Below are 12,923 nucleotides of genomic sequence, written 5' to 3'. Positions count from 1 at the left end.
TTACACACCTTCCACGGTAATGCCCATCGAACGTGCGGAACCAGCGATGGTGCGTACAGCAGCATCCAGGTCGGCAGCGGTCAGATCAGGGGTTTTCAGTTTCGCGATTTCTTCGGCCTGGGCGCGGGTCAGCTTACCGACTTTGTCGGTATGTGGCTTCGGCGAACCTTTGGTGATGCCCGAATGTTTCTTGATCAGGAAGGTCGCTGGTGGCGTCTTCATGACGAAGGTGAACGATTTGTCGGCGAAAGCGGTGATCACGACTGGGATCGGCATGCCTGGTTCCATACCTTGGGTCTGCGCGTTGAACGCTTTGCAGAATTCCATGATGTTCAGACCGCGCTGACCCAGCGCTGGGCCGATCGGTGGGGATGGGTTTGCTTTACCAGCTGGCACTTGCAGCTTGATAAAACCAATGATTTTCTTTGCCATGATGGCTCCTATCTTGGATATGAGTAGTAGCGCCCCACACTGCGTATGCTGCAGGGCGGGGCTCCTCTTTTGCCAGATGCACTAGGGTTTTGACACCGTCGCCCGCTCTGGCGAACGGTATTTAGACTTTTTCGACCTGGCCGAATTCGAGTTCGACTGGTGTGGCGCGGCCAAAAATGGTGACCGAGACGCGCACTTTCGATTTCTCGTAGTTGACTTCCTCGACATTGCCGTTGAAGTCGGTGAACGGACCATCCTTGATGCGGACTTGCTCGCCCACTTCGTACAGCACCTTCGGCCGTGGCTTCTCGACGCCTTCTTGCATCTGCTGCATGATCTTGTCGATCTCGCGCGCCGGGATCGGCGTCGGCTTGTTCGATTTGCCGCCGATGAAGCCGGTCACTTTGCTGGTGTTTTTCACCAGGTGCCAGGTTTCGTCGGTCATTTCCATCTCGACCAGCACGTAGCCAGGGAAGAAACGACGCTCGGTGACCGATTTCTGGCCATTGCGCACTTCGACCACTTCTTCGGTCGGCACCAGGATCTGGCCAAACTGTTCTTGCATGCCGGCGCGTTCAACGCGCTCGGTCAGCGCGCGCTGCACGCTTTTTTCCATGCCGGAGTACGCATGCACAACGTACCAGCGCTTGTTGCTTACTGGTACGCTGACGGGCGCCGCTTCTTGAGCGGCTTCGACCGGGATTTCACCGGTCGCATCATCTTGCACGTTTTCGCTCATTATTTTCGTATGCCCAGAATGACGTCGTACAACAGGAATTCCAAGGTCTTATCCGTGCCCCACAGGAACACTGCCATCACCAGCACAAAGGCAAACACGATGCCCGTGATCTGGGTCGCCTCGCGACGGGTCGGCCACACGACCTTCTTCGTCTCGCGGACGGCTTCTTTGGCAAAATTCAGGAAATCACGGCCAGTCGACGAAGTCCACAAGATCAAAACGGCAAAAGCCAAACCAGCCACAAGTGCGCCTGCGCGTACCAGAGCTGGTTTGTCCGACAGGTAATAGAACCCTATCACGCCCACGATTGCAATGGCGATCGCCAGTACAACCTTAATCTTGTCATTCGACGTGCTGACGGTCTGCACGGATTGATTAGACATTTATATTTACTTTCGGTGCCCTGCACCAGATTCGGTGGCAGGGGCGGAGGGCCTCGAACCCCCAACCTTCGGTTTTGGAGACCGACGCTCTGCCAATTGAGCTACGCCCCTACATAAAACTACAAAGGATCGCGATTATACCACCCGGACACCCGGGTGGCAATCTCATATCCTATTAGGCCAGGATCTTGGCAACGACGCCTGCGCCTACGGTACGGCCACCTTCGCGGATTGCGAAGCGCAGACCTTCTTCCATCGCGATCGGGTTGATCAGCTTGACGGTGATCGACACGTTATCGCCTGGCATAACCATTTCTTTGTCCTGTGGCAGTTCGATCGAACCGGTCACGTCAGTCGTACGGAAGTAGAACTGTGGACGATAGTTGTTGAAGAACGGAGTGTGACGACCGCCTTCGTCTTTCGACAGCACGTAGATCTCGCCGGTGAAGTGGTTGTGCGGCTTGATCGAGCCTGGTTTTGCCAGAACTTGACCACGTTGCACGTCTTCACGCTTGGTGCCGCGCAGCAGCAGACCAACGTTGTCGCCTGCTTGACCCTGGTCCAGCAGTTTGCGGAACATTTCCACGCCGGTGCAGGTGGTTTTGACGGTGTCAACGATACCGACGATTTCGATCTCTTCGCCGACTTTGATGATACCGCGCTCAACACGACCGGTTACCACGGTGCCGCGACCCGAGATCGAGAACACGTCCTCCACTGGCATCAGGAAGGCGCCATCGACTGCGCGCTCTGGCGTAGGGATGTAGCTGTCCAGTGCATCGGCCAGGGCCATGATGGCTTGCTCGCCCAGTGGGCCGGTGTCGCCGTCCAGTGCTTTACGTGCCGAACCTTTGATGATTGGCAGGTCGTCGCCTGGGAACTCGTATTTCGAAAGCAACTCACGCACTTCCATTTCAACCAGTTCCAGCAGCTCTTCGTCATCCACCAGGTCGCATTTGTTCAGGAACACGACGATGTATGGCACGCCAACCTGACGGGCCAGCAGGATGTGCTCGCGGGTCTGTGGCATTGGGCCGTCAGCGGCGGAGCAAACCAGGATCGCGCCGTCCATCTGCGCTGCACCGGTAATCATGTTTTTGATGTAGTCGGCGTGGCCTGGGCAGTCAACGTGAGCGTAGTGACGTGCGGCGGTTTCGTACTCGACGTGTGCGGTGTTGATGGTAATGCCGCGTGCTTTTTCTTCTGGTGCTGCATCGATCTGGTCGTAAGCTTTAGCTTCGCCGCCGAATTTTTTCGACAGAACGGTAGCGATCGCAGCGGTCAGGGTGGTCTTGCCGTGGTCGACGTGGCCGATGGTGCCGACGTTAACGTGCGGCTTGGTCCGCTCGAATTTCTCTTTTGCCATTTTAGACTCCTAACGATTTGTGTGATTGGCAGGGAACCCTGCCCGACTGTCTTGATAGTGCTGCCGTACTGCGTACTGCGAATTCTGGTGCCCTTTACGTGGATTGAACACGTGGCCTCTCCCTTACCAAGGGAGTGCTCTACCACTGAGCTAAAAGGGCTTGTTTGAACTACTTTTTGGTGTTTGCACACCAGACTGCAACAACACTGGAGCGGGTGAAGGGAATCGAACCCTCGTCATAAGCTTGGAAGGCTTCAGCTCTACCATTGAGCTACACCCGCGAGGTATTGGTTCAATTCATTTCACTTTACTGCGCCACTCAGTCTTCTTGCAAAAACTTGGTGGAGGGGACTGGATTCGAACCAGTGTACTCTGAGAGAACGGATTTACAGTCCGTCGCCTTTAACCACTCGGCCACCCCTCCGCGAGGAACCGCAGAGTATGAAGCAATTTTCGCAAACCGTCAACGCTTTTTTCACCTCATCGGTGCAGTGTTCACAGTTCGTCTGCTTCGGGGCGAGATTTTAAACTCCCCAACTGCAAAAGTGCAAGTGTTGTTTTTATGTTGCATGTTTTCCTATACAATCGATTGAACCAATGAGACTCCTGGAGCCCTGCGTTTGAACAATCGAAGCGGCCGCTGGCCTACCCTGCTGTTCGCCAATCTGGCCCTGTGGGTCGTATATTTCCTCACTGGCCGCCTGGGCCTGCTGCTGGCGCTGCCGCCCGGCTACGCCTCCCCCATCTTCCTGCCCGCCGGAATCGCCCTGGCCGCCTGCGTGGTCGGCGGCGCCCGCCTGCTGCCGGGCGTGGCGCTCGGCTCGCTGGCGGTCAACCTGGTCTACCCCTCGCTCAGCGCCACCGGCATCACCAGCGCCGACGTGCTGGGCGCCTGCGCGCCGGCGGTCGGCGCCGCCCTGCAGGCGTGGGCCGGCAGCACCCTGTTCGGCCGCTACATCGACCAGACCATCGGCTCCGGCCGCGACGTGGTGCGCTTCATCCTGCTGGCGGCGTGCGTCACGCTGGTGTCGAGCACCATCTCGGTGTCCGGCCTGATGGCGATGGGCATCCTGCAACGCGACACCGTCACCACCGACTGGCTGGCGTGGTGGATGGGCGACACCATCGGCATCCTGTTGGCGGCGCCGCTGACCTGGATCGTCATCGGCCGCCCGCGCGCGCTGTGGGCGCGGCGCCGCCTGCTGGTGGGGCTGCCGCTGGTGCTGTCGGCCGCCGCCTTCATCGCCATCTACCTGCAGGCCGACCGCTGGGAAAACAACCAGCAGATGCAGACCTTCCGCCTGAAGGCGCAGCAGACCGGCGACCTGCTGCAAGCGCAATTCAGCGAGCACGAGCGCTTCATCTACGCCATGGCCAAGGCCCTCAACGACCCGCGCCGCAGCATCAACGCCGAAGACTTCGGCAACCTGGCGCACGGCTACCTCGACCAGCGCCCCGAACTGATGTCGATGGCCTGGCTGACGCCGGTGGCCGGCAGTGAACGCAACGCCTTCGAAGCGTGGGCGCGCCAGCACGTCGCCCCCGACTACGCCATCCGCGAACGCAACCCGGCCGGCGATTTCCTGGTGTCCAACCAGCGCGAGCGCTACTTCGTCTCCACCTTCATCGAACCAGAATTCAGCCGCGTCTATCTCGGCCTCGACTTCCTGCACGACCCGCAACGCCGCGCCGCGCTGGAACGCGCCATCCAGTCCGGCCAGCCGACCGCCACCGCGCCGCTGCAACTGATCCCCGGCGCGCGCAGCACCGGCCTGCTGCTGCTGCAAACCGTCTACCCGCCCAGCAGCCACCGGCAAGCAGTCGGCTCGCTGCTGATCTCGATGCAGTTCGACGCCTACCTGAATCAGGCGCTGAAACGCTCCGAGTTCCCCTACTTCCTGCTGCGCTTTGAAGACACCGACGACGACGGCCCGCACCGCCTGGTGCAGGACACGCTGCAACGCCAACTGCAGCCGGGCGACTTCCAGCGCCAGCTGCATTTCGGCGGCCGCATCTACGAACTGACGCTGGCGCCGACCCCGGCCTACCTGCAACAGCAGCGCGGCTGGCAAAGCTGGACCGTGCTGACCTGCGGCCTGCTGCTGACCGGCCTGCTGGGCACCTTGATGATGCTGATCAGCGGCGAACGCGCCCGCATCCAGGCCGAAGTGAAAGACTCCACCTCGCGCCTGCGCCAGCGCGAAGCGCGCCTGCAAGCGATTCTGAACAAGGCGGCCGACGCCATCCTCACCATCGACAGCAACGGCGCGCTGATGTCGGCCAACGCCGCCGCCGGCCGCCTGTTCGGCTACGCCCCCGAGAAGATGGCCACGTTGCCGCTGGACAAGCTGATTCCGGTCGGCGTTGGCGAAGCGGCGGGCCTCGACGCGACCGGCCTGCTGCGCATGATCGCCTGCGGCGTCACCCACGAATACGAACTGCCCGGCTGGCGCAGCGATGGCAGCGAATTCCCGCTGGCGATGTCGGTGTCGGAAGTGGAACTGCCGGACGAGCACCTGTTCGTTGCCATTCTGCACGACCTGACCGAACAGCACCTGGCGCAGGAACGCATCCACCGCCTGGCCCACCACGATACGCTGACCGGGCTGGCCAACCGCCTGTCGCTGAATCTGCGGCTGGAGCAGTTGCTGGCGCAGACGCGCCGCAGCGGCGGCATGGCGGCGGTACTGTTCATCGACCTCGACCACTTCAAGAAAATCAACGACACCCACGGCCACGAAACCGGGGACATGCTGCTGATCGCCGTCTCGCAGCGGCTGCAGGAACTGCTGCGCGAAGTCGACACCATCGCCCGCCTGGGCGGCGACGAATTCATTGTCGTCACCGACGGCGCGATCACGCCGGACGAGGCCTCCAACATCGCCGTGCGCATCGTCGACGCCCTGACCGCGCCGTACCACCTGAACGGCAAGACCGTGCACAGCGGCGCCAGCGTCGGCGTCGCCATGTTCCCGACCGACGGCGAAGACGCCGGCACCCTGATGCGCCACGCCGACACCGCCATGTACGCCGCCAAGAGCGAGGGACGCGGCAACTTCCAGTTCTTCTCGGAAGAAATGAACAGCGCCACCCACGAGCGCCTGATGCTGGAAAACCGCCTGTGGCAGGCGCTGGAGCAGAACGAATTCGAACTATACCTGCAACCGCAGATCGAACTGGCGACGCAGCGCATCATCGGCGCCGAAGCGCTGCTGCGCTGGCACCATCCGGAGCTGGGCATGGTGGGACCGGACCGCTTCATCCCGATCGCCGAGGAATCCGGCCTGATCATTCCGCTGGGCGACTGGGTGCTGCAACGCGCCTGCACGCTACTGCACGCGTGGCGGGCGCCGGGGCTGTCGCATCTGCGGCTGGCGGTCAATCTGTCGGCGCGCCAGTGCCATGGGCCGGGCCTGCTGCCGCACCTGGACCGCATGCTGCACAGCCACGGCATCGACCCGGCCTTGCTGGAATTGGAAATCACCGAATCGGCGGCGATGCAGGACCCGGAACGCAGCCGCGCGCTGCTGATCGAACTGCGTTCGCGCGGCATCAAGGTCGCGATTGACGACTTCGGTACCGGTTACTCATCGCTGAGCTACCTGAAGCTGTTTGAGATCGACCGCATCAAGATCGACCGCGGTTTCGTGAAGGATATCGAGAGCGACCCGAACGACGCCGTCATCGTCGCCGCCACCATTGCGCTGGCGCACTCGCTAGGACTGGAAGTGATTGCCGAAGGCGTAGAAACCGAAGCCCAGCGCGACTTCCTGCGCGCCAAGCAATGCGACGAAGCCCAGGGCTACCTGTTCGCCCGCCCGATGCCGGTCGCGCAATTCGAAGCCATGGTCCGCACCGCCGAAATCCCCGCCTAAATCCGGGGATTTTATTCTGGGGTGCGGCCGACGCTGGGGTCGCGCTCGATCATGTCCAGCAGCGCGGCCACCACTTCCGGATCGAACTGCTTGCCGGCGCGCTCCTTGATGTAGTTGACCGCTTCGGTATGCGGCCACGGCTCCTTGTACGGGCGCTCGTGCAGCAGCGAGTCGAACACATCCACCACCGCCACGATCCGCGCCGCGATCGGGATCGCCCGCTCCTTCAGCTGATTCGGATAGCCGTTGCCATCCCAATGCTCGTGGTGGCCGCCGGCGATCTGCGCGCCATATGTCAGGTAGCTGACGCCGTCGACCATTTTGGACGCCCGCTCCAGGATGGTCTGCCCCACCGCCGCGTGCTGCTGCATCTCGCTGCGCTCTTCCGGCGTGTGGATGCCGGGCTTGAGCAGGATGTGATCCGGCGTCGCCACCTTGCCGACGTCGTGCAGGATCGACGCCAGGCCAATCATTTCCAGCAGCTGCGGCGTCACCTCGTCCGGATAGGCGCCGCGCGCCTGCAGCCGCTGCGCCAGCGACGACGACAGCAGTTGCACCCGCCGCACATGGCCGCCGGTGCCCTTGTCGCGGAACTCGGCCAGGTCGGCCAGCGCCACCACGGTGGCTTCCTGCGCCTTGCGCAGCTGGCCGAACATATACAGGTTGTCGAACGCGGCGGCAATCCGCTGGCAGAACACTTCCAGCAGATCGCGCTGGATCTGCGCCAGCGGCCACGGCGGCGTGACCGAAATCGCCACCTCGCGGTTTTCCTGCGTATGGATGAACAGCACGTTGGCGGGATGCTCGAACTGCGATTTTTTCTCGGCAAACGCCTTGGCGATGGTCGGCCACAGCGGATGGCCGGTCGGCATCAGCTCGGCCTCGTTGAGCGCGGAATAGTGGCCGGTGGCGGCCACCACGGTGGTGACGCCGGTGTCGCCCTGCATCAGGCACAGCACGCCGTCGGAGCCGACGTCCAGAATCGCGCTCACCTGGTTCAGCACGCCCGAGGCGAACTCGCGCAGCGAATGGATCTGGTACAGATTGGTGGCGCCGGCCAGGATCTTGCCCAGCCCGATGCGGCTGCGCTCCAGCATGTTCAGGCTTTCGTACGCGCGCAGCGCCGAAATCACCGTGGTGAACAGCTTCTGCGTGGTCAGCTCGGTCTTGGCCTTGTAGTCGTTGATGTCGTATTCGATGATCACGCGCTGCTCGGGCGCCTGGCCCGGCTGGCCGGTGCGCAGCACCACCCGCACGATGGCGTTGTGCAGCTCTTCGCGGATGCGCCGCGCCAGGATCAGGCCGGCGTCGTCGGTTTCCATCACCACGTCCAGCAGCACCAGCGCGATGTCCGGCGTGTCGCGCAGGATTTCGAACGCTTCGCGCCCGCTGTAGGCGGAAAACAGTTCCAGCTCGCGGCCCTTGAAGCTGACATTGCGCAGCGCCAGCCGGGTGACGGCATGGACGTCGACATCGTCATCAACGATCAGCACGCGCCACAAACGCTGGTCCGGGGCGCCGAGACCGCTGGCTGGAAGCTCGTCTTCGTCTTCGTCGATCAGCCAGTTGTCGTCTGCGGCGTTGGAATCGGTCATACGCAATCTCCTGTTGTTACCTTCAGGATAATCAGATTCCCACCCTGTGACAACTCTTATCGAAGCTGCATTGCCGCACTAGTTGCTGACGGGTGACGCCCCTGCTTCCACGCTGGCGGCCGCCGTGCGGCTGGCCGCGCCGCACGCGCCCGGATTGGCGGCGGCATCCAGGTTCTGGTAGCGGATTTCGTACTTGCCGTTGGCCAGCTTGTCGACCAGCAGCTTGTCGTGCGCCTGCACATAGGCGTAGCGCACATTCGAGCGACGGTCGAGGTCGTAGACCTTGATGAACACCGCCGAGCCGTTGCTGGCGTTGTCCAGCATCAGCTGCATATCGTCGCCGCGGTTGCCAACCGGGAAACCTTCCATATAGCCGGAACGGGACGGCCACGGTTCGCCGTTGGGCGCGAGCAGGGTTTGGGTCGGGGTTTCGCTGTCGCACTCGGCGCCGGCGCCCGGTAACACCACCTGCGAGGCGGTCACCACCTTGATCGGCGCCGTCTTGCCCGCATGCGCATCGGCCAGCCGCACGGTGGCCCAGGCATCGGACTCTTCGCTGCGGCTGTCGGCACGCGCCTCGCGCGCGCCGCGGCGCGCCGCCGTCTCGGGCGTGGCGGCATTGGCGTTGATGCCGCCCTTGCCGCCCCATGCACTGCTGAGGCTGCCCATCAGCTGCGGCTCGGCCACCATGGTGGCGCCGCCGATCCAGCCCAGCGCCAGGCAGGCCGCCAGTCCGGCCCAGGTGCGCCAGCCGGGCCGGCGGCCGCGCTTGACCACGGTGTCGTTGACGTGTTCCGGATGCCAGTTGGCGTCGTGCTTATGCTTGTCGCCTCGGGGACCGTGGCCGTCTTCGTGGCGGGTGCTTTCCAGCCACTCGATTTCCCATTCCTCCGAGGTGATCCACTCGTCATGCTCCTTGCGGCGCTGGGCGTCGGACAGGGTCTCGTAGGCGCTGTTGAGGATGGCCATGATGCGGGCAGCCTTCTCATCCCCCGGGTTCTTATCCGGATGGTATTTTTGGCTGAGCGCTTTGTAGGCGGCACGTATGACCTCCTGCGGCGCCATACGCGACACTTTCAGGTTGTCATAGTGGGTGTGAATCTTGGCCATAGCTGGAAATCGACGCAGAATCAATCATCATAGCCCATCTTAGCGCATGCAACCCGCAGAGCAGACAATGAATTGGCTTGCTTTTCCATCCAATGTGCTTTTTTGTCTACAGCCGGTGAGTGCGGTCCTGCAGGACAATCGCTTCCGGTAATTCTACGCCTTTGCCGACCACCAGCACCTTGAACAGCTCGCCCATTTCCGCCGGCGACACCAGCTTTTGCATGGCCCGCGCCTGCGGCAGATACGCCATCGCATCGGCCGGATCGGTGCGCAGCAGCAATTCGCCGATGCCGGCGCCGAGCAGGAAGCCGGACTGGTTGAGGTAGCCCAGCACGTCGATGCCGGCCTCCTGCGCCGCCAGCGCCATCGCCGTGAAATCAACGTGGGCGGTGATGTCCTGAAGGCCCGGATAGTAGAACGGGTCCGGATGCGCATGGTGGCGGTAATGGCACATCAGGGTGCCGGTCACACGCTGGTCGAAGTAATACTCGTGCGCCGGGAAGCCGTAGTCGAACAGGAAGGCGGCGTTGGCCTTGCCCTGGTCCAGCATGCGCGCCAGCGTCGCCATGAAGCCGCACGCCACGCCGTGCAGCTCGGTCACATAGCCGGCTGGCAGCAATTCGTGTTCCGGGATCTGGCGCGCCACCTGCGCCAGCAGCGCCGGACTGGCCGGCGTTTCCAGATACTGGAAGCGGCCGTCGGCCACCGTCACCTGCAAGGCCTGCCAACCATCCGGATGCTTGATCACCAGCTCGACCGGCATCGCATCCAGCACTTCGTTGCCGAATACAACGCCGTCGAACGCGGCCGGCAAGGCGTCCAGCCACACCACCTGCGGGAAATCGCGCAGCTTGTCCTGCTGGCGCCCGCGCAGTTCGCCGGACAGCTCGACAATATAATACGCGTCCACTTTGACGCCGGCGGCGCGCAGCTCGCTCAGGATGTCGAACGCCAGCTTGCCGGTGCCGGCGCCGAATTCGAGGATGTTCGGCGCGCTTTGGGCGATAATAGCGGCTGCAACCCGCGCCAGCGCTGCGCCGAACAAGGGCGACAGCTCGGGAGCGGTTGTAAAATCGCCATCTTTTCCCAGCTTGGCGGAACCGCCGCTGTAATAGCCCAGGCCGGGCGCATACAGCGCCAGTTCCATATAGCGGGCGAAGGAAATGGCGCCGCCATTGTGCTCAATGTCGGCGGCGATCAGCTGCTGCAGGGCGTGGGACGCGGCCAGCGCGTCGCTAGAAGGTACGGGTAAGGACATCCCGGCATTATATCCAGTTCAAACATGATGACAGCACAGGACAATTCAACTGCCGCGCCACGCGTGGCCCTGGTCACCGGCGCCGGACGCCGCATCGGCCGCGCCATCGCGCTCGGGCTGGCGCGCGCCGGCTGGGACGTGGCGGTGCATTACCGCGCCTCGGCCAGCGAAGCGGCCGCCGTCGCCGCCGAGATCATCGCGCTGGGCCGCCGCGCCGTGGCGCTGCAATGCGACCTGGCCGACGAGGCGGCGGTGCGCCAACTGCTGCCGCGCGCGGCGGCGGCGCTGGGCGGCGTGCAGTGCGTGGTCAACAACGCCTCGCTGTTCGACTACGACAGCGCCGACGACTTCAGCTACGCCCGGCTCGACGCCCACATGCACGCCAACGTCGCCGCGCCGATCCTGCTGGCGCAGGCGCTGCACGCGGCCACGCCGGAAGGCGCCCAGGCCGCCGTCATCAATCTGCTGGACCAGAAGCTGTACAATCTCAATCCTGATTTTTTGTCGTACACCCTGTCCAAGGCTGCGCTGCACACCGCCACCACCATGCTGGCGCAGCAACTGGCGCCGAAACTGCGGGTGGTCGGCATCGCGCCGGGCATCACCATGGTGTCCGGCGACCAGACCGAAGCCGGTTTCGCCAACGCGCACCAGCAAACGCCGCTGGGCCGTTCCAGCACGCCGGACGACATCGCCGACAGCGTGGTCTACGCCGCCTCGGCGCGCGCGCTGACCGGCGCCACGTTGCTGGTCGACGGCGGCCAGCACTTGCAGCCGCTGCCGCGCGACGTCATGTTTTTGGCCAAATAAATTTAATCGAAAAAAGGTTCCCCATGCTGTCCGCCCTGATTCACCCGCAACTGAACGACTGCCGCCGCCTGTTCCTGCGCAACTACGAAGTCATGATCAACATCGGCGTCTACGAGTTCGAGAAAAAAGGCGAGCAGCGTCTGCTGATCAACGTCGACCTGTACATCCCGCTGGCGCTGTCGTCGCCCACCCACGACCAGCTGGACGAAGTGGTCGACTACGACTTCATCCGCGACACCATCGCCAAGCGCATGGCGCGCGGCCACGTGCAGCTGCAGGAAACCCTGTGCGACGACATCGTCCGCGCGATGCTGGAACACCCGAGCGTGCGCGCGGCGCGCGTCTCCACCATGAAGCCCGACGTCTATCCGGATTGCGAAGGCGTTGGCGTTGAAGTATTCAAGATCAAGGAAGCAGCATGAACGCCGTTATCGACGACAAGGACACGCTCAGTGTGAAGAGCGCTGAAAAAATCGCCCACGAAAACAACAAGCTGCACAAGCGTTTGTGCCGCCTGGTCGGTCAGGCCATCGGCGACTTCAACATGATTGAAGACGGCGACAAGGTCATGGTCTGCCTGTCCGGCGGCAAGGACTCGTACGCCCTGCTCGACATCCTGATGACGCTGCGCGAGCGCGCGCCGATCAACTTCGAGCTCGTCGCCGTCAACCTCGACCAGAAACAGCCGAACTTCCCGGCCGATATCCTGCCGGCCTACCTGGACAAGCTGGGCGTGGCGTACCACATCGAAAACCAGGACACCTACAGCATCGTCAAGCGCCTGATCCCGGAAGGCAAGACCACCTGCTCGCTGTGCTCGCGCCTGCGCCGCGGCATCCTGTACCGCGTGGCCGATGAACTGGGCTGCAACAAGATCGCGCTGGGCCACCACCGCGACGACATCCTGGAAACCTTCTTCCTGAATATGTTCTTCGGCGGGAAAATCAAAGGCATGCCGGCCAAGCTGGTGTCGGACGACGGCAAGCACATGGTGATCCGTCCGCTGGCGTACGTGAAGGAAGAAGACACCGAGCGCTACGCCGCGGTCAAAGGCTTCCCGATCATCCCGTGCGACCTGTGCGGCTCGCAGGAAAACCTGCAGCGCAAGCAGATCAAGAACATGCTGCGCGAATGGGAGAAAAAGCATCCGGGCCGCGTGGAAAACATCTTCTCGTCGATGGCGACGGTCGTGCCGTCGCACCTGCTGGACCGCGACCTGTTCGGCTTCAAGGACATCAAAGCCGACGGCCTGGCCAATCCGCTGGGCGACATCGCCTTCGACGAAGAGCCGTGCTCGACGCCAAGCACCATGCCTGGCATCATTTCGCTGCAACGCGAAGACTGACCTTCGACGG

General features: G+C 62.8%; 11 protein-coding genes and 4 tRNA genes. 4 read left to right on the top strand and 11 right to left on the bottom strand.

Annotation, left to right across the window (positions count from 1 at the left end):
* The 8 genes from rplK to HH213_RS12740 all read right to left on the bottom strand — a co-directional run bounded on the left by rplK (position 1) and on the right by HH213_RS12740 (position 3,344).
* Complete coding sequence (gene rplK / locus HH213_RS12775; RefSeq protein WP_090192334.1) at positions 1–432, bottom strand: 50S ribosomal protein L11; 432 nt, start codon at positions 430–432, stop codon at positions 1–3.
* Positions 433–553: 121 nt separating this feature from the next.
* Positions 554–1,171, bottom strand: coding sequence for a transcription termination/antitermination protein NusG (gene nusG / locus HH213_RS12770; protein ID WP_110846316.1), 618 nt, complete (start codon positions 1,169–1,171; stop codon positions 554–556).
* Positions 1,171–1,554, bottom strand: a complete 384-nt coding sequence (secE, locus tag HH213_RS12765) for a preprotein translocase subunit SecE (protein WP_110846315.1) — start codon at positions 1,552–1,554, stop codon at positions 1,171–1,173. The genes nusG and secE overlap by 1 nt, the downstream gene beginning before the upstream one ends.
* A 35-nt stretch (positions 1,555–1,589) precedes the next feature.
* A tRNA-Trp gene (locus tag HH213_RS12760) sits at positions 1,590–1,665 on the bottom strand.
* Between the two features lie 64 nt (positions 1,666–1,729).
* Entirely contained in the window at positions 1,730–2,920 is a 1,191-nt protein-coding gene (gene tuf / locus HH213_RS12755; protein ID WP_110846314.1) for an elongation factor Tu, read from the bottom strand.
* Between the two features lie 85 nt (positions 2,921–3,005).
* Positions 3,006–3,080, bottom strand: a tRNA-Thr gene (locus HH213_RS12750).
* 47 nt (positions 3,081–3,127) lie between these two features.
* Positions 3,128–3,201 (bottom strand) — tRNA-Gly (locus HH213_RS12745).
* Between the two features lie 58 nt (positions 3,202–3,259).
* Positions 3,260–3,344: transfer RNA gene (locus HH213_RS12740), tRNA-Tyr, on the bottom strand.
* Positions 3,345–3,540: 196 nt separating this feature from the next.
* Here HH213_RS12740 and HH213_RS12735 point away from each other — a divergent pair.
* Positions 3,541–6,795, top strand: coding sequence for an EAL domain-containing protein (locus HH213_RS12735; protein WP_169112484.1), 3,255 nt, complete (start codon positions 3,541–3,543; stop codon positions 6,793–6,795).
* 11 nt (positions 6,796–6,806) lie between these two features.
* On the opposite strand, the gene HH213_RS12730 is transcribed toward HH213_RS12735, so the two are convergent.
* The 3 genes from HH213_RS12730 to HH213_RS12720 all read right to left on the bottom strand — a co-directional run bounded on the left by HH213_RS12730 (position 6,807) and on the right by HH213_RS12720 (position 10,758).
* Positions 6,807–8,390 carry a DUF3369 domain-containing protein gene (locus HH213_RS12730; RefSeq protein ID WP_169112483.1) on the bottom strand — a complete coding sequence of 528 codons (1,584 nt, stop codon included), beginning with the start codon at positions 8,388–8,390 and terminating at the stop codon, positions 6,807–6,809.
* Positions 8,391–8,468: 78 nt separating this feature from the next.
* The gene (locus tag HH213_RS12725; protein ID WP_169112482.1) at positions 8,469–9,500 is read right to left on the bottom strand and encodes a J domain-containing protein; all 1,032 of its coding nucleotides are present in this window, start codon (positions 9,498–9,500) and stop codon (positions 8,469–8,471) included.
* Between the two features lie 106 nt (positions 9,501–9,606).
* Entirely contained in the window at positions 9,607–10,758 is a 1,152-nt protein-coding gene (locus HH213_RS12720; RefSeq protein WP_169112481.1) for a class I SAM-dependent methyltransferase, read from the bottom strand.
* A gap of 24 nt (positions 10,759–10,782) precedes the next feature.
* On the opposite strand from HH213_RS12720, the gene HH213_RS12715 reads away from it, so the two are divergent.
* Genes HH213_RS12715 through ttcA form a run of 3 tightly spaced genes read left to right on the top strand, consistent with a single transcriptional unit; the run spans position 10,783 to position 12,913 of the window.
* Positions 10,783–11,568 carry an SDR family oxidoreductase gene (locus HH213_RS12715; RefSeq protein ID WP_169112480.1) on the top strand — a complete coding sequence of 262 codons (786 nt, stop codon included), beginning with the start codon at positions 10,783–10,785 and terminating at the stop codon, positions 11,566–11,568.
* 23 nt (positions 11,569–11,591) lie between these two features.
* Positions 11,592–11,990, top strand: a complete 399-nt coding sequence (locus HH213_RS12710; protein ID WP_110846308.1) for a dihydroneopterin aldolase — start codon at positions 11,592–11,594, stop codon at positions 11,988–11,990.
* Complete coding sequence (gene ttcA, locus HH213_RS12705; RefSeq protein WP_169112479.1) at positions 11,987–12,913, top strand: tRNA 2-thiocytidine(32) synthetase TtcA; 927 nt, start codon at positions 11,987–11,989, stop codon at positions 12,911–12,913. Before HH213_RS12710 ends, ttcA begins: the two co-directional genes overlap by 4 nt.
* The last annotated feature ends 10 nt before the right edge of the window (positions 12,914–12,923 follow it).

It is taken from the genome of Duganella dendranthematis (genome assembly GCF_012849375.1).
GTDB classification, from domain to species: domain Bacteria; phylum Pseudomonadota; class Gammaproteobacteria; order Burkholderiales; family Burkholderiaceae_D; genus Rugamonas; species Rugamonas dendranthematis.
Note: the sequence above shows the minus strand (reverse complement) of the source record. Positions and strands in the feature narration are given on the sequence as shown.